General features: G+C 57.8%; 24 protein-coding genes and 1 pseudogene. 8 read left to right on the top strand and 17 right to left on the bottom strand.

Features of this window, described 5'->3' with window-relative positions; all coding sequences use genetic code 11:
* Positions 1-5: 5 nt before the first annotated feature.
* From BMW97_RS19225 to BMW97_RS19195, 7 genes are all read right to left on the bottom strand, one after another.
* On the bottom strand, positions 6-1,703 hold the full coding sequence (locus BMW97_RS19225) for a ShlB/FhaC/HecB family hemolysin secretion/activation protein (protein WP_254783062.1): 1,698 nt from the start codon (positions 1,701-1,703) through the stop codon (positions 6-8).
* A 182-nt stretch (positions 1,704-1,885) separates the two neighbouring features.
* Positions 1,886-2,839 carry a GlxA family transcriptional regulator gene (locus BMW97_RS19220; protein ID WP_090393085.1) on the bottom strand — a complete coding sequence of 318 codons (954 nt, stop codon included), beginning with the start codon at positions 2,837-2,839 and terminating at the stop codon, positions 1,886-1,888.
* A gap of 26 nt (positions 2,840-2,865) precedes the next feature.
* Positions 2,866-3,645 carry an MBL fold metallo-hydrolase gene (locus tag BMW97_RS19215; RefSeq protein ID WP_045907939.1) on the bottom strand — a complete coding sequence of 260 codons (780 nt, stop codon included), beginning with the start codon at positions 3,643-3,645 and terminating at the stop codon, positions 2,866-2,868.
* Positions 3,646-3,768: 123 nt separating this feature from the next.
* Positions 3,769-4,569 (bottom strand): lipoprotein NlpA, encoded by an 801-nt coding sequence (gene nlpA / locus BMW97_RS19210; protein ID WP_008500128.1) that lies wholly within the window; start codon positions 4,567-4,569, stop codon positions 3,769-3,771.
* 139 nt (positions 4,570-4,708) lie between these two features.
* A complete protein-coding gene (locus BMW97_RS19205) occupies positions 4,709-5,107 on the bottom strand; it encodes a type II toxin-antitoxin system VapC family toxin (RefSeq protein WP_023293716.1) in 399 nt (132 codons plus the stop codon).
* Positions 5,104-5,370, bottom strand: coding sequence for an antitoxin (locus BMW97_RS19200; protein WP_045907940.1), 267 nt, complete (start codon positions 5,368-5,370; stop codon positions 5,104-5,106). The genes BMW97_RS19205 and BMW97_RS19200 overlap by 4 nt, the downstream gene beginning before the upstream one ends.
* Before the next feature lie 129 nt (positions 5,371-5,499).
* Complete coding sequence (locus BMW97_RS19195; protein ID WP_045907941.1) at positions 5,500-5,919, bottom strand: GNAT family N-acetyltransferase; 420 nt, start codon at positions 5,917-5,919, stop codon at positions 5,500-5,502.
* A 141-nt stretch (positions 5,920-6,060) separates the two neighbouring features.
* On the opposite strand from BMW97_RS19195, the gene BMW97_RS19190 reads away from it, so the two are divergent.
* Positions 6,061-6,357 carry a YicS family protein gene (locus BMW97_RS19190; protein WP_044597403.1) on the top strand — a complete coding sequence of 99 codons (297 nt, stop codon included), beginning with the start codon at positions 6,061-6,063 and terminating at the stop codon, positions 6,355-6,357.
* A 50-nt stretch (positions 6,358-6,407) separates the two neighbouring features.
* On the opposite strand, the gene BMW97_RS19185 is transcribed toward BMW97_RS19190, so the two are convergent.
* On the bottom strand, positions 6,408-7,358 hold the full coding sequence (locus BMW97_RS19185; protein WP_008500131.1) for a LacI family DNA-binding transcriptional regulator: 951 nt from the start codon (positions 7,356-7,358) through the stop codon (positions 6,408-6,410).
* Between the two features lie 293 nt (positions 7,359-7,651).
* Between BMW97_RS19185 and BMW97_RS19180 the strand changes: the two genes are divergently transcribed.
* The 6 genes from BMW97_RS19180 to BMW97_RS19155 all read left to right on the top strand — a co-directional run bounded on the left by BMW97_RS19180 (position 7,652) and on the right by BMW97_RS19155 (position 13,567).
* Positions 7,652-7,966, top strand: coding sequence for a PTS sugar transporter subunit IIB (locus BMW97_RS19180; protein ID WP_008500132.1), 315 nt, complete (start codon positions 7,652-7,654; stop codon positions 7,964-7,966).
* Positions 7,967-7,977: 11 nt separating this feature from the next.
* Positions 7,978-9,306: a PTS cellobiose transporter subunit IIC gene (locus BMW97_RS19175; RefSeq protein ID WP_008500133.1), complete on the top strand. Its 1,329-nt coding sequence runs from the start codon at positions 7,978-7,980 to the stop codon at positions 9,304-9,306.
* A gap of 17 nt (positions 9,307-9,323) precedes the next feature.
* A complete protein-coding gene (locus BMW97_RS19170) occupies positions 9,324-10,700 on the top strand; it encodes a glycoside hydrolase family 1 protein (RefSeq protein WP_045907942.1) in 1,377 nt (458 codons plus the stop codon).
* A gap of 5 nt (positions 10,701-10,705) precedes the next feature.
* A complete protein-coding gene (locus tag BMW97_RS19165; protein WP_008500136.1) occupies positions 10,706-11,008 on the top strand; it encodes a PTS lactose/cellobiose transporter subunit IIA in 303 nt (100 codons plus the stop codon).
* 139 nt (positions 11,009-11,147) lie between these two features.
* Positions 11,148-12,527: a carbohydrate porin gene (locus tag BMW97_RS19160; RefSeq protein ID WP_045907943.1), complete on the top strand. Its 1,380-nt coding sequence runs from the start codon at positions 11,148-11,150 to the stop codon at positions 12,525-12,527.
* 134 nt (positions 12,528-12,661) lie between these two features.
* Entirely contained in the window at positions 12,662-13,567 is a 906-nt protein-coding gene (locus BMW97_RS19155; protein ID WP_045907944.1) for an EamA family transporter, read from the top strand.
* A gap of 113 nt (positions 13,568-13,680) precedes the next feature.
* Here BMW97_RS19155 and nepI read toward each other — a convergent pair whose 3' ends face one another.
* The 9 genes from nepI to ivbL all read right to left on the bottom strand — a co-directional run bounded on the left by nepI (position 13,681) and on the right by ivbL (position 22,800).
* Positions 13,681-14,871 (bottom strand): purine ribonucleoside efflux pump NepI, encoded by a 1,191-nt coding sequence (gene nepI, locus BMW97_RS19150; protein WP_045907945.1) that lies wholly within the window; start codon positions 14,869-14,871, stop codon positions 13,681-13,683.
* A 102-nt stretch (positions 14,872-14,973) separates the two neighbouring features.
* Positions 14,974-15,426 (bottom strand): DUF1198 domain-containing protein, encoded by a 453-nt coding sequence (locus BMW97_RS19145; protein ID WP_023309835.1) that lies wholly within the window; start codon positions 15,424-15,426, stop codon positions 14,974-14,976.
* A gap of 175 nt (positions 15,427-15,601) precedes the next feature.
* Entirely contained in the window at positions 15,602-16,993 is a 1,392-nt protein-coding gene (gene uhpT, locus BMW97_RS19140; RefSeq protein WP_090393084.1) for a hexose-6-phosphate:phosphate antiporter, read from the bottom strand.
* Positions 16,994-17,125: 132 nt separating this feature from the next.
* Positions 17,126-18,445 (bottom strand): MFS transporter, encoded by a 1,320-nt coding sequence (locus BMW97_RS19135; RefSeq protein WP_045907946.1) that lies wholly within the window; start codon positions 18,443-18,445, stop codon positions 17,126-17,128.
* Positions 18,438-19,943, bottom strand: a complete 1,506-nt coding sequence (gene uhpB / locus BMW97_RS19130) for a signal transduction histidine-protein kinase/phosphatase UhpB (RefSeq protein WP_045907947.1) — start codon at positions 19,941-19,943, stop codon at positions 18,438-18,440. Before uhpB ends, BMW97_RS19135 begins: the two co-directional genes overlap by 8 nt.
* The gene (uhpA, locus tag BMW97_RS19125) at positions 19,940-20,533 is read right to left on the bottom strand and encodes a response regulator transcription factor UhpA (RefSeq protein ID WP_022646555.1); all 594 of its coding nucleotides are present in this window, start codon (positions 20,531-20,533) and stop codon (positions 19,940-19,942) included. The genes uhpB and uhpA overlap by 4 nt, the downstream gene beginning before the upstream one ends.
* 82 nt (positions 20,534-20,615) lie before the next feature.
* Positions 20,616-20,903: an acetolactate synthase small subunit gene (gene ilvN / locus BMW97_RS19120; protein WP_008500144.1), complete on the bottom strand. Its 288-nt coding sequence runs from the start codon at positions 20,901-20,903 to the stop codon at positions 20,616-20,618.
* 3 nt (positions 20,904-20,906) lie between these two features.
* Positions 20,907-22,595 (bottom strand): acetolactate synthase large subunit, encoded by a 1,689-nt coding sequence (gene ilvB, locus BMW97_RS19115; RefSeq protein ID WP_045907948.1) that lies wholly within the window; start codon positions 22,593-22,595, stop codon positions 20,907-20,909.
* A gap of 106 nt (positions 22,596-22,701) precedes the next feature.
* Entirely contained in the window at positions 22,702-22,800 is a 99-nt protein-coding gene (ivbL, locus tag BMW97_RS23975) for an ilvB operon leader peptide IvbL (protein WP_057979964.1), read from the bottom strand.
* 321 nt (positions 22,801-23,121) lie between these two features.
* Between ivbL and BMW97_RS24360 the strand changes: the two are divergent.
* A pseudogene (locus BMW97_RS24360) lies at positions 23,122-23,258 on the top strand (hypothetical protein); the annotation flags it as partial.

The following is a 23,258-nucleotide window of genomic DNA, read 5'->3' as shown; positions in this document are numbered from 1 at the left end:
GTCTCTTAAAGCATGAAGGCAATGCGCCAGTTAACGCTCACATGATCCGGGCCGAGCCAGTCGGGGTAGTGCAGGGGCGTGCCGACCGAAATCTGGCTGCTGTACCAGCGCCCTGCGCTGCTCAGCCCCACCGAGCCTCCCCATAACGTGCCGGAGGCAAAACGGTCCTGACGGTCTTTTTCCAGCCAGCCGCCGTCAACGGCGACCGTTGCGCTCACCGCGCCAATCACCGGAAGGGTGAAGAGGGAATACCCCAGCTCGTTACGCCAGTAGCCGCCGTTATCCCCGGACAAGTACTGCTCTTTAAAACCGCGCACGGAGCTTTCGCCGCCGAGCGTCAGGCGCTCGGAACCGTACAGCCGATCGGGCGACCACTGACCATAGGCGCTGGTCAGCCACCAGGCATTACGGGTAATCGGCCGCTGGAAGCTGGCGTTCAGACTCCATTTGCGGAATTCCGCACGCGGCACATCCCCGGACTTATCTTCGTCGGTTTCGGCATTGAACCACGGCATGCCGTGGCTCCAGGTCGGGTTGAAGGTCGCCACGCCGCCCAGCATTTTTTGCGTGTGCGTAATGCCCAGAATCAGGCTGGAGAGGTTGCGCGTGCTGCTCTGAAGCGGCGCGTCGTTGAGCCAGTTGCGGCTGGATCGCTGAACCACGCCAGCCGCAATGCCGGTTTTCACCTCCCCGTTGCGGAAGACCACCCAGGACGCGTTAACGCGGTGGGTTTTGGTATCGCCCGTGGAGAGCCAGTTGAATCCCTGGTTACTGATGGTGGTCCGGTAGTTACTCCAGGCGTAGCTGTAGTCCAGTAATCCGTAGCCAAACGGCACGCTGACGCCCGCCTGGAAATTCTGCGCATCGTACGCGCTGGCAAAATCGCTGCTGCGCCCGCCGCTGACAAACCATTTATCCGCCAGCCCCAGCATATTATTGGCGGTGAGCACGCCACTCAGCTGATCTTCGCCGGTACTCTTCTGCCCGCTATTATCCAGGCTTACGGATACACTTAAGGGAAATTCCGGTTTTGCCGTGAGATTAACGATGGAATATCCGGCCTGCGTTCCCGGAAGAATTTCAATCTGAACCGGGTCGGTACGCAAACGGTTAATTTGCTCCATGCCCTGTTCAATATCGCGTAAATTAAGGATGCCGCCCACCCGTCCCGGAAACGCCATTTTCAGCATACGCGGCGTTTCGCCTTCCAGACGGATCGCTTCCAGTCTGCCTTCCAGCACAACAATATTCAGCTGACCGCCGGAGAGATCCTGCTCGGTAAGAAAAGCGCGGCTGGTGATATATCCCCGGCTGATATACCAGTCAGAAATATGGGCGAGAAGTTCCGTTATTTTCGCCATATCCAGACAGCGGCCCTGCCACGGCGCGACAAGGGCCTGCCGGTTTTTCGGGGAGATTAAGGTCGCACCGGAAAGGGTAATGGTATGAATAGTAAAACAGGGCCCGGAGCCGGTAACAGACAGCGGTCTGGCGGGCGCAGGGCGAGGAATACTGCGCTCCAGTTCCTCACGCTGTTGCTGGTTCTGTAATAAAAGCTGCTGCTGTTGCTGTTGAATGGAATCGCGATCGGCCGGCGATAAAGGTGCAGCACTCACCCTCGCTGAAAAAAGCGAAAACAATAAGATAGCAACAGCATAATTTACTAATGAAATTATTCTAATTTTTATTTCGGCGCTATTCATCCATGCCACAAAAATGTCCGCAATGATTATTTTTGTAATATAAGAGTTTTCTTAAAGAGAGTATATCAAATTTGAATTAGGGCTCCTAAAATTAATAGTTATTTCAGAAGAGTGAGAAGGGTATTAAGAGAAAATAAGAAGGGATTTAACTCACCCTTAAATCTTGAGTTAGCCGTAATACACTAGGCATGAAGCCGAAACGTCTTTCGCCACTCCGCCGGACTAACCCCAAAACGCGCCTTAAACTGCTGTCGCCAGGTGACGGCGGAATTAAATCCCACCAGCTCAGCCACGCGCTCAACGGGCATATTTCCGGCTTCCAACAGGATCTGGCTGCGCCGCAGGCGTTCGGCGGTCAGCCAGTCGGTGACGCTCATCCCCGTCGCGTTAATAAAATGACGGGTCAGGGTGCGGCGGCTCATCGAGACCACCTCCGCCAGCGAGTCCAGACTATGCGGTTCGGTGATGTGCTGCTGCAGGTAGTCGATCAGACAGTTAATGCGTCCGTCGCGGGTATCTTTAGGTACCGGCTGGGCGATGAACTGCGCCTGCCCGCCCTCGCGGTGGGGCGGAACAATCATTCGACGGGCAATCTGGTTAGCGACCACGCTGCCAAAGCGCTGGCGAATGATATACAGGCAGCAGTCGAGGGCTGCGGCAGTACCGGCGGAGGTGATGATATTGCCGTCATCCACGTAAAGGGCATTAATATCCAGCTGAACGTTCGGAAAGAGCGACTGAAACTGACGTTCGAACTCCCAGTGGGTGGCCGCGCGTTTGCCGTCGAGGATCCCCGCCCAGGCCAGCACAAACGACCCCAGACACAGTCCGACGATTTCCGCACCGTAGTCTCTCGCCTGCACCAGGCTGTCGAGCAGCGACTGCGGCGGGCGTTCAAGAACGTGCTGCCAGTAAGGAACGACAACAATATCGGCCTGCCCAATGGCGGTAAAATCCTGCGTGGCGTTGAGAGCAAATCCGTCTTTTGAGGTGAGAAATCCTGGCGTTTCGGCGCAGATCGTCACGTTAAAGCGCTTTTCTCCGGAGACCGAGTCGCCAAACAGAATGCAGGGAACGGAGTAGTGGAACGGGCTGAACCCGTCTACCGCGACAATCGCGACGTTGATTAGCGACATCTGTCTCTCCTTTCCCTTTCAGACACTCAGAATATAACGGTTTCGCCATCCTGGGGAATGCTCACTGCGTCACTCACCTGGTTGGCTTCAACGTACTCCCGCAGCGCGCTGCGGGTTAACAGACAGTGGTTAATGGCTTCCATATGGATCGCCACAATTTTAGCCTGCGGCAGCAGGAAATGGACGTTGAGCACATCCTCCTGCCCCATAATAATGGGCCCAAAACCAATGACGTGGGCATAGCCGGCGTTCAGCACCACCACGTCCGGCTGGTGCTTTTGCAGATCGGCCGCCACCTCGTCACGCCAGACGGTATCCCCGGCAATATAGAGCGTCTTCTCATCAGGATGACGCAGCACCACGCCACAGGCCTCGCCCAGCCGCTCCGCCAGTTCGGGCACGGCGTATGCGCGATCGGTACCGTGCTGGCCGCCGTGGGTCTTCGCAATTCGAATCTCGCCAAAGGTGGTCTCGTCGGTCATGACCGTCAGGTTGCTAAACCCCTGGCTGCGCAGCAGCGCGGCGTCGCGGTCATTTTGTACGTAGATCGGTTTGTCTTTGGCGATCAGTTCCGCTGCGGCGCGATCCCAGTGATCGTCATGGGTATGGGTGACGATCACCGCGTCGGCGTCCAGCAGCGCGTTGACGTCAACGGGGAGTTCGACCGTCGGGTTGCGGCGTTCGGCATGAGCTGTGCCAGGGAAGCCCGGATAAGCGCCCTGTGGGGCCAGCATCGGGTCGACTAAAAGACGTTTTCCGGCATAGGTAATCAGCTGGGTGGCGTTGCGAATGTGGGTGATGTTCATGGGCTATCCTCCGGTTGGTGTGATAAGGAGGATAGCCAGCCGTCGCGCGGCACGCTGTGGGTTAAAGAGCGATTACCGATGAAATCGGGCCAATTTACGTCACCGTGCTTTATGCGGGTGTTTTTACCAGCCCGGCACCGCCCCGCCGTTAAAGATCGTCTCCGCTGCTTTCGCTACTTCAGGGGACTGATACGACTGGATAAATTCCTTCACGTTCTCCGCGTCTTTGTTGTCTTCGCGCGTCACCACGATGTTCACGTACGGCGAATTTTTGTCTTCGATAAAGACGCTGTCATGCACCGGCGACAGCCCGGTTTGCTGAATATAGGTGGTGCTGATGATAGCGACATCCACTTTCGGGTCGTCCAGCACGCGCGGCAGCTGCGCCCCTTCCAGCTCCATGATTTTCAGCTGCTTAGGGTTGGCGGTAATATCCAGCGCCGTCGGCAGCAACCCGGTATCTGGCTTCAGGGTGATGAGCTTCTCTTTTTGCAGCAGCAACAGCGCGCGTCCCAGGTTGGTCGGGTCGTTTGGAATGGCAATGGTTGCGCCGTCCTTCAGGTCAGACACGGATTTGATTTTGCGGGAATAGCCAGCCATCGGGAAAACAAAGGTGTTCGCCACGGCCACCAGCTTGTAGCCATGCGCCTTGTTATCCTCTGCAAGGAACGGGCGATGCTGGAAGACGTTGGCATCCAGCTCCCCCTGGTTGGTGGCATCGTTAGGCAACAGCGAGCCGCTGAAGCCCACCAGCTCCACGTCCAGGCCATATTTCTCTTTCGCCACCTTTTTGGCGACTTCCGCCACGTCCTGTTCGGCGCCGTTGATGACGCCGACTTTAATGTGTTTGGCATCGCTGCCACTTTGATCGCACCCTGCCAGCAGCAGGCCAGCCAGTACCAGAGCACCCAATCGACGTTTCACAAGACAGTTCCTTTTGCTGAATGTTGTAGTGACTATATCGACAACGAGGCGGGGAAATAAAAACCGAAAAAGAATCAATAAGAAGGATCGGTTATATGCGGGTATGGCCGGGTGACGCTGCTCCACCGGGCATCAGGGATCACAACGTTGTCGTCCAGTCCTCGACGGCAAGCTCCTGCACCATTCTGAATGCACGATCGTTAGTAACAATCGTTGTTCCCCGACTGATAGCATGTGCAGCGATCAGTTGATCGAGATCCCCCATCACTTTCCCTTTCTTTTCCAGGGTTGCACGGAGTTCACCGTACGTTGCTGCGGCGTCGCTGTCCCAGTCGCAAATCGTGATGGTATTGAGAAACTCCCGGATTGTTTCTTTCAATCTACTGCTTTTCTTCTTGTCAGCACCATACAGCAATTCCGCTTCGGTAATGCTTGAGATACAAACGTCACCCGGCGCCAGACATGTCATTCTGCTTACAACCTCCGGGTGTCGTTTAAACAAGTGACTCACAATATTCGTATCCAGCATATGTCTCATGAGCATGCTCCATCCAGAGGGTCTCTTGTCGTAACACTCTGATTGCGTTCCTCCTTGCTCAAAAACGTATCTGGTACGTCCGTTTCTGCCAGCATGCGGAGAAAATTATCCCAGCTCTTTATTCGAACAGGTTTTGCCGCCAAAACGACATTCCCCTCCTCATCCCGTCGGATGTAGACGCTCTCCGCATCAAACGCGAATTCAGCAGGCAGCATAACGGCCTGATTCTGACCCTTTTTGAATAGTTTTGCTGTGCGTTCCATTGCTATCTCCATGGATGACTTAACGAGGCCAAAGCATGCGCCAGGGCCCGAAAAGAAGACAAGCAACACGTTTTAAATTAGGAAAGCGGCTCGCAATAAATAGCAGAATGCATAATGACAGAAACGGGCTTAAAGGGCTTTCGCCAGGTAATGTCGCTGCATGCCCGGGTACGGATAATCCTGCAAAGACATCTGCAGCTGGTACCCCTGCTTTTCATAGAACGGACGCGCCTGGAAGCTGGCGGTATCGACCAGCGCGTGCTTGCAGCCTTTGCGCCTGGCTTCTTCTTCGGCCGTTCTGATGAGCTGACTGCCCACGCCGGTTCCGCGTACGGTATCGCTCACCCAGAGATAATCAATATTCAGCCAGTCGCCTTTGCGCACGCCGATTAACCCGCCTAGCATCACGCCATTTTCGTCACGCACGTAAACGCCAACATCGCCGCTAAAATTTGTCAGATCGAGAAACTTTCCGTTAAAAGCCCTCAGCCCCGTCAGTAACTCCTCTTTCTCCTGCGTCGTAACATTATCAGTAATGCTCAGGTGCATATTTTTTCTCCTTGTTATCTGTGCCGTTTCACTATCTCACACACGCATCGTGGAGAAAATTCATACTTTCGGCTGGCGTCGCTACACTGAATGTAACGATATATTTCATGGGAAGCCTGTGACTTCTAATGGGGGTTGTTGATGAAAGCTGCGCATCTGGTCTGCCTGCTGGTTTGTCTGCTCTTCGCCGCGTTTGTCCATGCTCAGGAAAAGGAGGATCCGGCGAAAGAAGCGCAGATTAAGCAGCAGGTCATGAAAGATATAAAGAAAACCTGTACGCCACAGAAAAAGCAGAGCGATAAGGCCTGGCAGGCGATGATTTTGTCGTCAGAGGCCAATCAGCTGCTGATCAAAAATGCCGTTACCGCCGTGAAGCGCGACAACCTGGACGCCTACTGGGCGGCGATTGGCCAGGTGGATTGTATGGAAGATTATTGAATGCTGCTTGCCGGGTGGCGGCTGCGCCTTACCCGGCCTACACAATATTTTTAACGCTTACGCACGTCTGGAATAATTAAATCCCCGCGCAGCACATACGAGCCGAGCATCTGCGTTTTCTCCGTCAGCCAGCTCACGATACGCGCCGCCATGGCATCCATTGAATATTCAATCGCCGGGATCACCGGAATACCCGGCAGGTGCAGCGATCCCGCCAGGCTAAAGACCATAATGTCGTCTGGAACGGATTTATTAAATGCCTGCAGCTGCGGGATCACCCGCTGGGCTTCCTGCTCGTCCGCCACCAGCAGTGCGTTGAAGTTCAGCGTGCTGGCGTTATTCAGCAGCTCCTGTAGCGCAACGGACGAGGAGGTCGCGTCCATGAACACAAGGTTGCGATTAAAGGGCAGGAAATTTTTCTCCAGCGCGTGCTTGTAGCCGAGCAGAACCTGGTCGGCAAACCCGCTGCCGTGCGGGTGGATCAGGGCAATCTGCCGTCGCCCCTGGCTGGTCAGGTAGTTACAGGCGGTTTCGGCGGCAAAGGCGTGATCGAACTGAATGCTGTTGGAATTATCAGACTCCATGCAGTCGACCAGGATGACGTTGTCCATATCGACGTCCAGCGGGAAACGCGCGCCAATCACCAGGATGTCATCGCAAAGCCCGCGAGAGAGTTCTTCAAGGGCGTGCATCACTTCCGCTTTACTGTGCGCGAAGCGCAGCAGCAGGTGTTTTTGATGCTGGCTGAGCTGTTTTTCCAGCGCGTAGAGATAACCGGTGGTCTGGTTAATATTTTCCTGCGCGCAAATCACCCCGATACAGCCCGTCGACTGGCTCAGCAGCGACTGGGCAATCACGTTAGGCCGGTAGTTCAGCTCATCCACCGCTTTCAGTACGGCCTGACGGCTGGCTTCCTTTACGCCACGCGACCCACTCAACACTCGCGATACCGTGGCTTTAGACACCCCGGCAAGACGTGATACATCATTGATTGTCGACATCTCTTTCCCCTGGCAGGCTTACCTCGCGCCTGCAAATTCCATGACCGCTTCGGCTCACATTATAGCCAGAACGGAGTATATCCGTTTCCGTTTTCCATGGAAACCGATTTTCCGTTTCCACTCAAAATGATGTCAAAACAGCCAAATTATGTGACCTGCATCCGGTTAATTAGCCTCATAAGTATTGGATCTTGATGGTTGTCACAGTTCTGTCTTTTATGAATGGAAACCGGTTTCCGTATCATGTCCAATCATCCTCGCAATAACTTTTTACATTTAGAGGATGGTTGTCGATGTTCAAGATTATGCTGTGCTGCTCTGCCGGGATGTCCACCAGCCTGCTGGTCAGCAAAATGGTCGATGTCGCGAAAGAACGTGGTTTGCCGGTGAAGATTGATGCGTACGGTGTTTCCGAATTTGATACGCAGTTTCCGCAATACCAGGTGGTACTTCTCGGACCGCAAGTGAAATACATGTTACAGACACTCTCAGACAAGGCGGCGACGCATGGCATTCCGGTGCAGCCCATCGACATGATGGACTACGGCATGCAGCGTGGCGATAAAGTACTGGACTTTGCTCTGTCGCTCATCGAAGCGGCACACTAAAAGGTGTTCACATGAGTTCGTTATATCAATCCATGGTCGCGGTGATTGAGCAGTCAATCACCCCGCTGGCCGCGAAGCTCGGTCAGCAAAAGTATGTGATTGCCATCCGCGACGGCTTTACCGCCGCGCTGCCGTTTATGATCATCGGCTCGTTTATGCTGGTGTTCATCTTCCCACCGTTTTCGGCGGATACCACCAACAGCTTCGCCCGCGGCTGGCTGGATTTCTCCCAGACCTACCGCGAACAGCTGATGCTGCCGTTTAACCTCAGCATGGGCGTGATGACCTTCTTCATCTCGGTGGGGATTGGGGCGAGCCTGGGGCGTCAGTTTAACCTCGACCCGGTGATGTCCGGCCTGCTGGCCTTTATGGCCTTCCTGCTGGTCGCCGCACCGTATGCCGACGGCAAAATCTCGACCCAGTATCTCTCCGGTCAGGGCATCTTCACCGCGCTGATCACCGCGATCTACGCCACCCGCGTCTATGCCTGGCTGAAGCAGAACAACGTCACCATCCGCCTGCCGAAGGAAGTGCCCACCGGCGTGGCACGTTCGTTTGAGATCCTGATCCCGGTGATGGTGGTGATCGGCACACTGCATCCTCTGAACCTGTTCATTGAAGCGCAGACCGGGATGATTATCCCGCAGGCAATCATGCACCTGCTGGAGCCGCTGGTGTCCGCGTCTGACTCCCTGCCCGCCATTCTGCTCTCCGTGCTGCTGTGCCAGATCTTCTGGTTTGCCGGTATCCACGGCTCGCTGATTGTCACCGGCATCATGAACCCGTTCTGGATGGCCAACCTCTCGGCAAACCAGGCGGCACTGGCCGCAGGCGCGGCGCTCCCGCACGTTTACCTGCAGGGCTTCTGGGATCACTACCTGCTGATTGGCGGCGTCGGTTCCACCCTGCCGCTGGCGTTCCTGCTGCTACGCAGCCGCGTTACCCACCTGCGCACCATCGGCAAAATGGGCGTGGTGCCGAGCTTCTTTAACATCAACGAACCGATTCTGTTCGGTGCGCCGATCATCATGAACCCGATGCTGTTTATCCCTTTCGTGTGCGTTCCGCTGGTCAACGCCTGCCTGGCGTACGGTGCAACTAAGCTCGGCTGGCTGGCGCAGGTCGTCTCGTTAACCCCGTGGACTACCCCTGCACCGATTGGCGCCTCGTGGGCGGCGAACTGGGCGCTGAGCCCGGTGGTGATGTGCCTGGTCTGCATGGTGATGTCGGCGCTGATGTACCTGCCGTTCCTGCGCGCCTATGAGCGTACGCTGATTAAAAACGAAGAGCAGAAAGCCCAGGCTGCAACCGTGGGTGCCGCTGAAGCCACAAGTAATTAAGTCAAAGAGGAAGGGTCATGAAATACGCATTTCCCGATAACTTCTGGTGGGGCAGCGCAAGCTCCGCTCTCCAGACGGAAGGGGCAAGAGAGGGTGAAACCACGTGGGATTACTGGTTTGCCCGCGAGCCGAACCGTTTTCACAACGGCGTGGGGCCGCAGCAGACCTCCACGTTTTATCAGCACTGGAAAACGGACATTCAGCTGTTGAAACAGCTGAACCACAACAGCTTTCGCACCTCGATTAGCTGGGCGCGCCTGATCCCCGACGGTATCGGTGAAGTGAACCCGGACGCGGTCGATTTTTATCATCAGGTCATTGATGAACTGAATGAACAGGGCATCACGCCGTTCATCACCCTGTTCCATTTCGACATGCCGATGGCGATGCAGGAGATAGGCGGCTGGGAAAACCGTGACGTGGTGGACGCGTACGCCCGCTATGCGCAGATTTGCTTCGAGCTGTTCGGCGACCGCGTGCTGCACTGGTTTACCTTCAACGAGCCGATCGTGCCGGTGGAAGGCGGTTATCTGTACGACTTCCACTATCCGAACGTGGTGGATTTCCGCCGGGCGGCCACCGTGGCGTATCACACGGTGCTGGCGCATGCGAAGGCAGTTCAGGCCTACCGCGCCGGGCATTACGCGGGGGAGATCGGCATTGTGCTGAACCTGACGCCGTCGTATTCGCGCTCGCAAAACCCGGCGGACGTGAAGGCGGCGCACGTTGCGGACCTGATGTTTAACCGCAGCTTCCTCGACCCGGTGCTGCGCGGGGAGTATCCGGCCGACCTGGTGGCGCTGCTGAAATCTTACGACCAGTTGCCCGCCTGCAAGCCGGAAGACGGTTTCCTGATTGCGGAAGGGAAAATCGACCTGCTCGGCATTAACTACTATCAGCCGCGTCGCGTGAAGTGCCGCGACAGCGCGGTGAACCCGCAGGCGCCGTTTATGCCGGAATGGTTCTTTGATAGCTACGAGATGCCGGGCCGCAAGATGAACCCCTACCGCGGCTGGGAAATCTATGCGCCAGGTATCTACGATATTCTGATTAACCTGCGCGACAATTACGGTAACCCCCGCTGCTTTATTTCTGAAAACGGGATGGGCGTCGAAAACGAGCAGCGCTTTATTGAAAATGGCCAGATTAACGATCAATACCGCATTGAGTTTATTTCTGAGCATTTAACCTGGCTGCATAAAGGCATTAGCGAAGGGTGTAATTGCCTTGGCTACCATATGTGGACATTTATCGATAACTGGTCGTGGTGCAATGCCTATAAAAATCGCTACGGATTTATCCAGCTCGATCTGGAGACGCAGCAGCGCACCATTAAGAAAAGCGGAGAGTGGTTTGCCACCACCGCCTTAAATAATAGTTTTGAAAAAGAGTAATGATAATGATCGCATTAGAAGAAGCCGTTATGGAAATTATCGTCAATGCTGGCCAGTCCCGCAGCCTGTGCTTTGAGGCGCTGCACGCGGCGCGCCAGGGCAACATTGACGAAGCCAAAAGCCTGCTGCGCGAAGCCGACGGCTATGCGCGCCAGGCGCACAAGATGCAGACCAAACTGATCGAGCAGGACGCAGGCGAAGCCCGCCAGCCGATGACCTTAATTATGGTGCACGCGCAGGATCATTTAATGAATTCGTTATTAGCGCGTGAATTGTCTGAAGAAATTATTCATTTATATCAGAGATAGTCTATGGCGAAATAAATTAATGCAATACCTCTGCACCTAAAAAATAGAAATCCACTTGTTCTGATGATAGCGACATATTCTGTCAGATCGGAGCGGGATGGTTATTGTCTGAATAAAATTAAACTATATTGAGATAACCATGAATACGATTAAAAAACTTCCATTAACCATGGCGGTTATCGCCGCGCTTTGCCCAATTTCCGTGCTCGCACAAGAATTCACCCAGGAGCAAATCGACGCCATTGTGGCGAAAGCGGTGGATAAAGCCCTGGCCGAGCGCCAGGCCAAAATGGATGCCGCCGTCGCGAAAAAAGCGGACGTGGTGACCGAGCCGCAAAGCGCGGCGCAATCCCCGGACATGGCGATTCCGTTCGGGATTAAATTTACCGGCTACGCCCGCTACGGCGCGCACTTCCAGGCCGCCGATCAGAAATACGTGGCTGTCGATGGCTCCTACAACGGCGCGTCCGCGATTGGTCGTCTGGGTAACGAAGGCAACGGCGGCGAGTTCCAGCTCTCTAAAGCCTTCAAGGGCGAAAACGGCGCCATCTGGGACATCAACGTGATGATCGACCACTGGGGCGACGAAGTTAACCTGAAAAAGGCCTACGCCGGGGTGACCAATATTATGGCCTCCAACCCGAACGCCTACTTCTGGGCCGGTCGTGACTTCCACCAGCGTCCGCAGCAGGGCATCAACGATTACTTCTGGATGAACCACGACGGCCAAGGCGCCGGGGTGAAGAACTTCGACATCGGCGGCGTGCAGTTTGACGTCGCCGCCGTGGCGGCGGTGGAATCCTGTAGCCCGGAAGTGATGGAAGACGAAGCGAACCCGTCGCGTATCACCTGTACCGGCGGGTCCGGTACGGGCGACAAAGGCAACTACGCCGCGACGTCTAAAATCCACGGCATGAAGCTCGGTCCGCTGGATCTGGAGCTGTACGCCAACTACGGCTTTGACTCGAAAGCGGTAGAGAGCGACGAGCGTCTGAACGCCTGGCAGGGCGGCGTGGTGCTGAGCCACACCAACGACAGCGGCGTGAACAAGGTGATCGCCCGCTACTCCGATAACGCGGACAACAGCGTGTTCAACAAAACCGAGGATCTGACCACGGTCTACGCCAGCTTCGAAGGGCTGTATAAATTCACCCAGGCCACGCAGGTGGAGTACATCCTCGCCTTCCACGATTATGACAACAGCCGCGATAAGACCGACAACCGTAAGAACTACAACGCCATCTTGCGCCCGATGCACTGGTGGAACGACGTTCACTCCACCTGGCTGGAAGCGGGCTGGCAGCACGTTGATTACGACAACGGCGGTGACAACAAGGGCTGGAAGCTGACCCTGTCTCAGAACATGTCTATCGCCATGGGGCCGGAGTTCCGTCCGATGCTGCGCTTCTACGTGACCGGCGGCAAAGTGGATAACGAGCGCACCGCGCGCGTGAACAACACCAAAGACGAAACTCTCGACGACTTCAACGTCGGCGCAATGTGGGAGGCGTGGTTCTAGTAGAGCGTCGTTTGTTTCGCCCGGCGGCGCTGCGCTTGCACGGGCCTACAAGGTTTTGTAGGCCGGGTAAGCGCCGCGCCACCCAGCAAGATCCCATGTTATGCTAGAAAAAAATCAACATAGCAGGGGAGAAAATGGGTTCCACACGTAAAGGGATGCTGAACGTCCTGATCGCCGCCGTTTTATGGGGCAGTTCCGGCGTTTGCGCGCAGTACATCATGGAGAAAAGCCACATTTCTTCGCCTTACCTGACCATGGTTCGCCTGCTGTTTACCGGCGTGATCCTCCTGACGCTCTCCTTCGTTCACGGCGACAAGATTTTCTCGGTCATCAAGCATCGCAAAGACGCCCTCAGCCTGCTGTTTTTCTCGTTGGTCGGCGCGCTCACCGTGCAGCTCACCTTCCTGCTGACGATTGAAAAATCCAACGCCGCTACCGCCACCGTGCTGCAGTTTCTGTCGCCAACGATTATCGTGGCGTGGCTCGCGCTGGCGCGGAAAACGCGCCCCGGCGTGTTTGTTCTGTCCGCAATTGTGACCTCGCTTGTCGGGACGTTCCTGCTGGTGACCCACGGCGATCCAACCTCGCTCTCCATCTCGCCAGCCGCGCTGTTCTTTGGCATCGCCTCGGCGTTTGCCGCGGCGTTTTACACCACCTATCCGTCAACGCTGATTGCCCGCTACGGCACATTGCCGATTGTCGGCTGGAGTATGTTGATTGCCGGGTTAATGCTGACGCCGTTCTACGCCGGGCGCGGGACGACCTTCGTCATTGACGGCAGCCTGCTGCTGGCGTTTTTCTATCTGGTGGTGATCGGCACCGCGCTGACGTTCAGCCTGTATCTGAAAGGCGCGCAGATGATCGGCGGGCCAAAGGCGAGCATTCTGAGTTGCGCCGAGCCGCTGAGCAGCGCGTTGCTGTCGGTGATGTTGCTGGGCGTGGCGTTTACCCTGCCGGACTGGCTGGGGACGCTGCTAATCGTGTCGTCGGTGGTGCTGATTTCGATGGATTCAAGAAGACGGGTGAGGACATCGGCGTAGCCTGATGTCCCCTCATCCCGGACTGTACACCCCAAAGGGGCGAGGGGGAAAAGACCGCCCCGAGCAGTCCCCTCTCCCCTGTGGGGAGAGGGTTAGGGTGAGGGGAAAATTGACTACTTAGCTTTAACCTTCCCCGCCACCAGCAGCGCGGTCAACAGCATCAGCGTGCCGGAAATCACCAGCGGTGACGTCAGCCCCAGGTGGTCGAGCGCCACGCCGCCAATCGCCGCGCCGCAGGTGTTTGCCAGCTGGATCACCGCCACCTGAATCGACCCGGCTTTTTCCGCCTGATCGGCGAGCGAGCGGGTGATCCACGTCGACCAGCCCACCGGCACCAGCGCAAAGGCAAAGCCCCAGATAATCGCAATGGCAGACGCGACCCACTTATCGCTGCCCCACAGCACCAGCACCGTGGCGCTCACTGCCAGCACCAGCGGCGCCCCCGCCAGCGCCACCTTCAGGGAGCGCTTCAGGAACTGGGACGACAGAGAGGTGCCGACAAAGCTGGCAATACCGAAGCTCAGGAGCACCAGCGTCAGGCCGTCGACGTCAAAGCCCGCCATGGTCATATACACCGGGCGGATATAGGTAAAGAAGGCAAACTGCCCGGCAAAGGACATAAAGATCGCGGTCATCCCCGCCAGCACGCCGGGGCGCTTCAGCAGGCTGAACATGTTCTGCTTGTGGTGCGCCGCTTCGCCCGGCAGGGACGGCAGCGCCTTCCACACCCAGATAACGCAGAGCAGGCCCATCACCGCCGCCGCGTTGAAGACGTTACGCCAGCCGATAATCCCGCCGAGGAAGCTGCCCAGCGGCGCGGCAATCACCAGCGCGATAGAGACCGCGCCAAAGATGACGGACAGCGCTTTCGGCACGGTGCGCGCAGGCACCAGGCGCATGGTCAGCGAGGCGGACATCGCCCAGAAGCCGCCGAGCCCCAGCCCCAGACAGGCGCGACCGAGCAGCAGCAGGGTAAAGCTTTCCGCGAAGGAGACCAGCAGGCAGGAGAGCGTCAGCAGCACGCTGAACAGAATGACCACTTTGCGGCGATCGATGGTGCCAATCACCTGGGTGATAAACAGGCTGGCAAACATCGCCACAAAGGCGGTGACGGTAACGGATTGCCCCGCCACGCCTTCGGAAATGCCCAGATCCTGCGCCATCGGCGTCAGCAGGCTCACCGGCAGAAACTCAACGGTAATCAGGCAGGCGACGCAGAATGCCACGGCGAAAACGGCCGACCAGTTGGGGCGTGAAACCTCGCTGGTCTGCGGTCGGGTCGTGGGCTGAATATGTTCTGTCATGGCGTCACCTGAAGATAAAAACGTGCGGAAAAGTCGCGCAGTTTATCATCAAAAGTGTGACGAATTTAACGATTTGACAACTTTTGTGGTTTTTAGAGGGGATCAGTGCAGGTAAAACACGCCCTCTTCCGGCAGGAAGAGCTGGTTATAGCGCAGCTGGAAGGCGTTCAGCTCCTGCGGATCGGGCTCCATCTCGCGCATAAAGCCGAGCGCCAGACGAATTTGCGCATCGGTGATCGGCGCGGCCAGGCGGGCTTTACGCAGCAGGCGGTGCCACGTGTGCAGGTTCTCTTCACTGCCGTCGACAATGCAGACCTGCCAGATCAGCAGCACCTGTGCGGCGTTTTGCAGATGCGCCTCGTCGGGGCGCTCAAGGTAGCGGATAAACTCATTGCCCGGCATTTTACCGAACTGATCGATCATCGACTCGACCGGCATCGGGGTGATGCCCAGACGCTCGCTTAAACGTTTGATGGCGCGGCGGGAATCTGAGGTCAGGACGCGAAATCCCACCACAAACACCACGGCAAGCGTTGCCAGCATTATCCAGACCATGCGTTCTCCTTTGACTAGCCGCTCATCATAGCGGGAAACGCACGGCGTCAACAGCGGGCAGAACCTGAATAGTGCTCTGAAAAGACGTTGTGGAACGGGGGATAAGGTATTAATGCTGTCGGCGGAAATAAAAAAGCCCGGCATCACACACCGGGCAAAGAAGTTACCTGCACACTCAGGCTGTTTTTAATTTCTGCGCACGATTCTCACGGCGAATTTTACGTTCTTCCAGTACGGCAACCATCGCCATCAGGACGATACAGCCGATCGCTGCCGCATCCAGCGCCGCGAAGGTGCCCGCCCAGCCGGTGAGGCCGAAAATTGGCGTGCCGTCGGCGATCATTCCCAGACCCAGCTTGGCGAAGCTGTCGCCGATCAGGTAGGCGAAGGTGCCCTTGATCCCGTCGGCGGCGCCGATCGCTTTTTTCGGGACGAAGCCCACTGCCGCCACACCGATCAGCAGCTGCGGACCAAACACCAGGAAGCCGAGCGCAAACAGGGATGCGAGGTAAACGTACTGGTTGCTGGCATGCTGGTAAACGCCCAGCGTGGCGATAATCAGCGCCAGCGCGATGCAGGCCACCAGCGCGCGACGGCCGTTGGCGAGGTCGGAGAGCCAGCCCCACAGCAGCGTGCCGACCAGCGCGCCCACTTCGAACAGGGTGAAGCCCTGAATCGCCACCTCTTTAGAGAGCTTCAGCTCCTGGAAGGCGTACACGGTAGACCACTGGTCAATACCGATGCGCACCACGTAGAGGAAGATGTTTGAGAAGCAGAGCAGCCAGATCACTTTGTTTTTCAGCACGTAATCAACAAAGATCTGCCATTTGGTCATCTCATTCTCTTCGGTCTCTTTGTCCTCTTCGCTGATCTCCTCGCCGAACAGCTCTTCGGCTTTGCCGAGGCCGTAGGATTCGGGGGAGTCGCTGCCGAAGCGCAGGCCGATAAAGCCGACAATCAGGGCGATAATCGACGGGAAGATAAACATACCGATCACGTGGCCGTCGAACAGGTAGTTTGCGCCAAACAGCGCCACGCCTGCCGCACCCGCCCCGCCGAGGTTATGGGAGATATTCCACATGCCGAGGTACGACCCTCGCTTGCGGCGCGGCGTCCATTTGGTGATGGTGGAGTAGCTGCACGACCCGCCGGTACTCTGGAAGAAACCGCTCAGGGCGTAGAAGGCGATCATCAGGAACAGGCTAACGGACCCTGCGCCCATGCTGGCGCTGAAGCCGAGCATACAGATGGCGGAGAGGATCAGCATAAACGGCAGGAACTGCTTGGTGTTTTTGCCGTCCGCGTAGTAGGAAACGACAGTTTTCCCCACGCCGTAGGTGATGGAGAAGCCCAGGCCAATCATCCCCAGCTGCGTCATGCTCAGCCCGTAGGTGGAGATCATGTCGTTCTGCGCGATGTTAAAGTTTTTGCGGATCAGGTACATGGTCAGGTAGCCGATGAAGACCACCAGATAGGACTGCATGAACGGTTTGAACCACATTTTGCGCCGCACATCGAGCGGCAGATCCAGGGTCGGCTTGCGCACCTGATTTAAGAAGGCCAGCATGGTTGGTTTACTCCTGAGCTGATTTTTGCAGCATTGTAAAAATCAGCCGGGAGAGATGCCTGAGACAGCGTCCAGGTAAAACCGGGAAAATTTCTTAGTTTTGCACCACTCGGGGCGAAAAGGTGAGGCGCATCACATCACACTTGCTTCACGCGGGGCCTGCGCATGTAAAAACGGCAGCAGCAGCAGGGCGGAAATTCCCGCCGCGATGGCGATCACCGCGAAGAAACCGCTCCAGTGCCAGATGTCGATGACCCGCGCCAGCGGCCAGCCGGAGAGCGATGCGCCGAGGTATGCAAACAGCCCGACAAAGCCCGTCGCCGCGCCTGCCGCCTCTTTGTGGGAGCACTCTGCCGCCGCCATGCCGATGAGCATCTGCGGGCCAAAGACGAAGAAGCCGGTGGTGAAGAAGCACGCCGCCTGCATGACGTAGCTGGCGAACGGCATCAGCCACAGCGAGCCAACAGAGAGCAAAATCCCGGCGGCAAAAATCAGGTTCATCGGGCCGCGGTTGCCGTTGAACAACTTATCCGAGCCCCAGCCCGCCACCAGCGCGCCGATAAACCCACCCAGTTCGAACATCGTGACCGCCGAGTTAGCAGTGACCAGGTCCACGCCGAGCGTCTCGGACATGTACAGATTGCCCCAGTCGTTGATGGCCGCGCGCACCACGTAGACCAGCACGTAGCAGAGCGAGAGGAGCCAGATGTAGGGGTTTTTCAGCACGTATTTGGTGAGGATCTCCTTGCGGGTCAGCCCTGCGCCCTCCTGCTGCTGGGCAATCTCCATCTCGTCGTGCCGCCAGTCGCCCACCGCAGGCAGGCCCACGGTCTGCGGCCTGTCACGCAGGCGCCAGCAGAGGAACAGCCCGGCGACAATCGCCAGGCCACCCGCAATCATCATCCCCGCGCGCCAGCCGTAGTGCAGCGCCGCGGCACCCACCACCATCGGGATCAGCGCCCCGCCGACGTTGTGCGCGGTGTTCCAGACGGCCCACCAGCCGCCGCGCTCGTTGCGCGAGTACCACGCCGTGAGCAGGCGGGCGCAGACCGGCGCGCCCCAGCCCTGGAAGAAGGCGTTAAGCGCCCACAGCAGGGCAAAGGCCCACAGCGAGGTAGAGAAACCAAACAGGATGTTCACCACACCGGTGGCGATCAGCCCTACGCCCATGAAATAGCGCGCGTTGGAGCGATCGCTGACGATGCCGGAGAAGAACTTCGACAGGCCGTAGGTGATGTAAAACAGCGTCGCCAGCAGGCCGATGTCGGTGCGCGTCATCACGCCGCTGGCGAGAATTTCCGGCGCGGCGGCGTTGAAGCTTTTGCGGGTGAAGTAGAACAGCGCGTAGCCGAGCCAGATGGCGATCAGAATATGGCGACGCCAGTAGCGGTAGCGGGTGTCGATTTCCGCTTTGTCGCCAATCGGCGCGGCGCTGGCAGGGGTTTTAAACATGATAACTCCGTAGCGGCAGGCTGACGCTGACGCGCGTCCCGTGGGTGCAGGAGAGGTTCAGCGTGCCGCCCAGCGCCTTGACGCGCTCGCGCATGCCCGCCAGGCCAAAGCCCTGGTGGCCGGAGCCCGGCGGCAGGCCGCAGCCATCGTCTTCAATTATCAGCATCAGGCGTTCGTCCTGCTGCCAGCCCTGTATCGTGACCGCGCTGGCATTGGCGTGTTTAACAATATTGTTCAGCCCTTCCTGACAGACGCGGAAAAGGGTCACGCGCTGGCCTTCGCTCAGCGCAGATTCGTTAATTCGCCAGTCGAGATGGCTGACAATGCCGCGGCTTTCCAGCTCCATCTCGCGCATCAGGGAACGCACCGCCTGCTCCAGCGACAGGTCGTCGAGCTGGCGCGGACGCAGCCTGCCGAGCAGGCGTCGCACCGAGTCATACACGCCCAGTGAAAGCTGCTCGATATGCGCTCCGCCCTGCTTCACGCCCGCGTTTTCCGCCGCCAGACGCTGGACAATGCCCGCCTGGGTGCGGATGGCGGTGATCGTCTGGCCGATATCATCGTGCAGCTCGCGGGCGACCTCCTGCCGCACGCTCTCTTCGGTCTCCAGCAGGCGTTCAGCCAGACGCCGGTTGCGCGCCAGCTCGGTTTGCAGGGACTGGTTCAGCTCGCGCAGACGCTGAATACCCGCCCCGAGCAGCAGCCCGGTCAGGCTCTGGGCCAGCAGCGAGAGCAGCAGATCCACCGGATGGTCGTGCCAGGTCTGGCTGGCAATCAGCGCAATGGCGTTCATCAGAGTCGCGATCAGCGCCCCCTGCCAGCCGTAGTGCCAGGCCAGGGCAATAATCGGCAGCGCCAGGCAAAACGGCGTAAAGCGTGAAAGCTCGGCAGGTAGACCCAGCTGAAGCCAGAGGCTCACCACGAACAGCAGCAGATACCAGATGAGATGCCTGGCGCGCCAGTTCACCGGTTGGGACACCAGCCCCGGACCAAGCGGCTGCCAGACGGTGCTGGAGAGATAGTGCCAGATAACGAGGCAGGTCGGCGCAAGCGTCAAGCCGCCGGTGAGGGTGAGCAGCAGCGCGTTGAGCATCTCCTTATCGCCAACCCACGGCAGGGACTGCAGCAGCGCGGCGGCAATCAGCGCCGCCCCCTGGCGCAGCAGCGTGCGCCAGTCGCGCTGGTGACGGTAGCGGGAAATGAGCGCAACCGGGAGAAGCGTAAGCAGGCTTCCGGTCATCAATAATGGCAGATGCGCCAGAGCGACTTCCTGCGCCAGCCAGACCAGCAGCAGCCACTCTGCACCCAGCAAAACGGGCCAGTAGCCGCGCGGGCACTGGAGCATTAACCCCAGTCGCAGGCCGAAGGGAAAGAGCAGCACCGCCAGTTCAGGACGTTCCACCAGATGCAGGCTGATGCTCCACAGGCAGAACCACGCGGCAGAGAAGATAAAAAAGCTCGCAACGACGGCGATCAGCCGCGAAAACACGGGACTCATTGCCAGCTGTCGAACATGCGGCGCGCCAGCTCGACGTCGTTGCTGACGTTGAGTTTTTCCATCAGGTTGGCGCGATGGACGTGCACGGTCTTCGGCGACAGATCCAGCTCGGCGGCAATCTCTTTTACCGACATCCCCTGCGCGAGCTTCTCAGCCACCTGACGCTCGCGTCTGGTGAGCGGGTCCTGTCGTCCGGCCGCCAGCTTGATGGCGATATCCGGCGTCAGGTAGCAGCCGCCGGTGGAGACGGTGCGCACGGCGGCAATCAGCTCGTCCGGGCTACAGCGTTTGGAGAGGAACCCGCGCGCGCCCGCGTTGAGCGCCTGCTCGACCAGCGCCGGGCTGTCGTGGACCGAGAGCATAATGGTCGCCATCCCTTTCGGCAGCTGGCTTAACAGCTCCAGCCCGGAGAGATCCGGCATCGAAATGTCGCAGATACAGACCTGCACTCCGCGCCCCGGCAGACCCGCCAGCGCTTCGCGACCGGAGCCAAACTCGGCCACGACCTGAAAATCCGGTTCGAGGTTGAGAAGCTGGGCAAAGCCAGAGCGGACGATAAGGTGGTCGTCGATAAGGGCGATGGTGGTCATGTGTGTTCCTGCGGTCTGAAAAAGCCGGATGGCGCTGCGCTTATCCGGCCTACAAGAGCGAAAGACGCTTACCTTAAGCGATCTATTCGAAGAACACCGCAATTTTGTTAAACATGGTGGGATCGGACTGGTTGCGCGCCACGTTGGTGACGTCCTCCAGCTTGTCGATCTGCGCCATCATCTGCTCCAGACGCTGGTCATCGTTGACCAGTAGCCAGATGCGGCTGTGCTCGCTGCCCTGAATCGGCAGACAGAGAATGCCTTCCACGTTAAACGCCCGGCGGGCAAACAGCCCGCAGACGTGTGTCATGACGCCAGGATGGTTGCGGACGGTGAGTTCCAGAATGACGTTATCATGTTGTTTCTGCATGGCTTATTCTCCCACCATCTCAGTATTTGCCGCACCCGGCGGCACCATCGGATACACTTTTTGTTCAGGGTCGATACGGACGTGGATCAGCGCCGGGCCCGGACGCGAGATCGCCGCCTGCAGCGCCGCGTGGGCATCCTCTTCCGCGTTCAGATCGCAGGTGTGCAGGCCAAAGCCGGCGGCAATCTGCATAAAGTTAATCATCCCCGGATAGGTCGCCGCAAACACGCCCTGCTTGTAGAACAAGCTCTGCTGCTGGTGCACCAGGCCCAGCGCCTCGTTGTTCATCAGGATGATTTTTACGTCTAACTGGTTTTCGGCTGCAGTCGCCATCTCCTGAATGTTCATCATCAGGCTGCCGTCGCCGGAGAAGCAGATGACCTTGCGGTCCGGATTCGCCAGCGCCGCACCGACTGCTGCAGGCAGACCAAAGCCCATGGTGCCCAGACCGCCGGAGGTCAGCCACTGGCGCGGACGGTTCAGCGGGTAGGCCTGCGCGGTCCACATCTGATGCTGGCCAACGTCGGTGGTGATAATCGCGCTGTCGTCCACGCAGGCGGCCACGGCGTTGATCAAGCCGTAGTGGCTCAACGGGTCGCCTTCAGTTGGGATCGCGCCCGGGAACTCGCGCTGCAGGTCGGCCACCAGCTGGCGCCAGTCGGCGCGATCGGTCGCGTCGGTTTGCGGGATCAGCTGCGCCAGCACTTCGGCTACGTCCCCCTGAATCGCCACGTGCGGCTGCTTGATTTTACCCAGCTCGGCGCGATCGATATCCACGTGAATGATTTTCGCATTCGGGCAGAACTGCTCGGTTTTGCCAATCGCCCGGTCATCAAAACGCGCGCCCATAACAATCAGCAAATCCGCCTCTTGCAGGATGTAGTTGGTGCTGCGCGCGCCGTGCATGCCCAGCATCCCCAGGGACAGCGGGTGCGCTTTTGGCAGCATGCCGAGCGCCATCAGGGTCATGGTGGTCGGCAGATTGGCTTTTTCCGCAAACTGGCGGATTTCATCCGCGGCGTTGATCGCCCCGCCGCCCAGATAGAGCACCGGACGTTTGGCGGCGTTAATCATGGCGGCGGCGTCGCGCACGCTCTCCGCGCTAAATGCTGGCGCGGGGGCACGCTCGCCCGGTTCAGGCAGAACGTCGATCTCAATTTCTGCGGTCTGGACATCCTTAGGAATGTCTATCCACACCGGGCCCGGGCGGCCGGACTGCGCAATGCGGAACGCATCGCTGATAACCTGAGGAAGCTCGGCGATGTCGCGAACTAAATAGTTATGTTTGGTGATGGGGATAGAGATGCCGTAGGTATCAACTTCCTGGAACGCATCGGTACCGATCATCGAGGACGGCACCTGGCCGGTAATGCAGATCAGCGGAATGGAGTCGAGGCGCGCGTCGGCGATGGCGGTGACCAGGTTGGTTGCGCCCGGGCCGCTGCAGGCCATACAGACCGCCGGTTTACCCTGCGTGCGCGCCATGCCCTGAGCGATAAAGCCTGCCCCCTGCTCGTGACGCGCCAGCACGTGGCGGATCTGCGTGCTTTGGCTTAACGCATCGTACAGCGGCAGCACCGTGCCGCCGGGGATGCCCGCAACCGTGGTGATGCCCTGTCGCTCCAGCAGATGAACGATCAGCTGCGCGCCGGTAAAACGCGTCTTGGTGGATGTTGTGCCCGAACTTGCCATGCTCCAGTCCTTTTCTTCTGAGCCGACTTTCCGGGGAGGGTCCTAAACGAAAAACCCCGCCCGGTTTGCGCCGGCGGGGTTTTGGATTCGTGTGTTGATCCAGTCCCTACGGCGCATTGCCGACGACCACCACCACACGCACGACGACCACTGCGGCTGGTTGCGCAGTTTTTAGTAGGGTCGAAGTGAAGATGGATGAAGTCATTGGGGACCTGTGTTTGGAATCATTGATTGAATTTATACAAACACAGGTTTTCGGGCGTGACAATGGAAAATTTTTCATCTGCGCAAAAATGCGCCAGGGATCACGTTTCGTTTGTTGGGTTTGCTCTCCGTTTTCACCTCTCAAATTTGCCCGAAACGCTATTAGGTTCAGTCACATATTAATTTCTTATGAAAATCTGAAAATAGCGGCTCGAGGGTATTGCCGCAGGCTTTATGTGGTTATGATTTCTTCGAACCTAAGAACAACTACAAAAATACGAGAGCGTGCCGAGGGATACAGGCTGGTGTTAAGGAAGACAACATGAATAAGTTTTACACAATGCTTTTCGCGGCTTTGCTTTTACTGGCCGGATGCGACCAGCCCGTAAAAACGGAACCAGCCCCGCCTGGCGGGGGCGGAACCATTGAAGCCATTAACCACACCAGCTGGGCCATCAA

Origin of the sequence: Enterobacter sp. NFIX58 (assembly GCF_900110475.1) — a bacterium.
GTDB classification, from domain to species: Bacteria; Pseudomonadota; Gammaproteobacteria; order Enterobacterales; family Enterobacteriaceae; genus Enterobacter; species Enterobacter quasiroggenkampii.
This window is presented reverse-complemented; position numbering and strand designations above follow the sequence as displayed.

What these genes read in the sequence shown, in the direction of transcription:
- BMW97_RS19225 (WP_254783062.1), bottom strand. Translation starts at nt 1,703, where the DNA reads ATGAATAGCGCCGAAATAAAAATTAGAATAATTTCATTAGTAAATTAT.
- BMW97_RS19220 (WP_090393085.1), bottom strand. Translation starts at nt 2,839, where the DNA reads ATGTCGCTAATCAACGTCGCGATTGTCGCGGTAGACGGGTTCAGCCCG.
- BMW97_RS19215 (WP_045907939.1), bottom strand. Translation starts at nt 3,645, where the DNA reads ATGAACATCACCCACATTCGCAACGCCACCCAGCTGATTACCTATGCC.
- BMW97_RS19205 (WP_023293716.1), bottom strand. Translation starts at nt 5,107, where the DNA reads ATGAGACATATGCTGGATACGAATATTGTGAGTCACTTGTTTAAACGA.
- BMW97_RS19200 (WP_045907940.1), bottom strand. Translation starts at nt 5,370, where the DNA reads ATGGAACGCACAGCAAAACTATTCAAAAAGGGTCAGAATCAGGCCGTT.
- BMW97_RS19195 (WP_045907941.1), bottom strand. Translation starts at nt 5,919, where the DNA reads ATGCACCTGAGCATTACTGATAATGTTACGACGCAGGAGAAAGAGGAG.
- BMW97_RS19190 (WP_044597403.1), top strand. Translation starts at nt 6,061, where the DNA reads ATGAAAGCTGCGCATCTGGTCTGCCTGCTGGTTTGTCTGCTCTTCGCC.
- BMW97_RS19185 (WP_008500131.1), bottom strand. Translation starts at nt 7,358, where the DNA reads ATGTCGACAATCAATGATGTATCACGTCTTGCCGGGGTGTCTAAAGCC.
- BMW97_RS19180 (WP_008500132.1), top strand. Translation starts at nt 7,652, where the DNA reads ATGTTCAAGATTATGCTGTGCTGCTCTGCCGGGATGTCCACCAGCCTG.
- BMW97_RS19175 (WP_008500133.1), top strand. Translation starts at nt 7,978, where the DNA reads ATGAGTTCGTTATATCAATCCATGGTCGCGGTGATTGAGCAGTCAATC.
- BMW97_RS19170 (WP_045907942.1), top strand. Translation starts at nt 9,324, where the DNA reads ATGAAATACGCATTTCCCGATAACTTCTGGTGGGGCAGCGCAAGCTCC.
- BMW97_RS19165 (WP_008500136.1), top strand. Translation starts at nt 10,706, where the DNA reads ATGATCGCATTAGAAGAAGCCGTTATGGAAATTATCGTCAATGCTGGC.
- BMW97_RS19160 (WP_045907943.1), top strand. Translation starts at nt 11,148, where the DNA reads ATGAATACGATTAAAAAACTTCCATTAACCATGGCGGTTATCGCCGCG.
- BMW97_RS19155 (WP_045907944.1), top strand. Translation starts at nt 12,662, where the DNA reads ATGGGTTCCACACGTAAAGGGATGCTGAACGTCCTGATCGCCGCCGTT.
- nepI (WP_045907945.1), bottom strand. Translation starts at nt 14,871, where the DNA reads ATGACAGAACATATTCAGCCCACGACCCGACCGCAGACCAGCGAGGTT.
- BMW97_RS19145 (WP_023309835.1), bottom strand. Translation starts at nt 15,426, where the DNA reads ATGGTCTGGATAATGCTGGCAACGCTTGCCGTGGTGTTTGTGGTGGGA.
- uhpT (WP_090393084.1), bottom strand. Translation starts at nt 16,993, where the DNA reads ATGCTGGCCTTCTTAAATCAGGTGCGCAAGCCGACCCTGGATCTGCCG.
- BMW97_RS19135 (WP_045907946.1), bottom strand. Translation starts at nt 18,445, where the DNA reads ATGTTTAAAACCCCTGCCAGCGCCGCGCCGATTGGCGACAAAGCGGAA.
- uhpB (WP_045907947.1), bottom strand. Translation starts at nt 19,943, where the DNA reads ATGAGTCCCGTGTTTTCGCGGCTGATCGCCGTCGTTGCGAGCTTTTTT.
- uhpA (WP_022646555.1), bottom strand. Translation starts at nt 20,533, where the DNA reads ATGACCACCATCGCCCTTATCGACGACCACCTTATCGTCCGCTCTGGC.
- ilvN (WP_008500144.1), bottom strand. Translation starts at nt 20,903, where the DNA reads ATGCAGAAACAACATGATAACGTCATTCTGGAACTCACCGTCCGCAAC.
- ilvB (WP_045907948.1), bottom strand. Translation starts at nt 22,595, where the DNA reads ATGGCAAGTTCGGGCACAACATCCACCAAGACGCGTTTTACCGGCGCG.
- ivbL (WP_057979964.1), bottom strand. Translation starts at nt 22,800, where the DNA reads ATGACTTCATCCATCTTCACTTCGACCCTACTAAAAACTGCGCAACCA.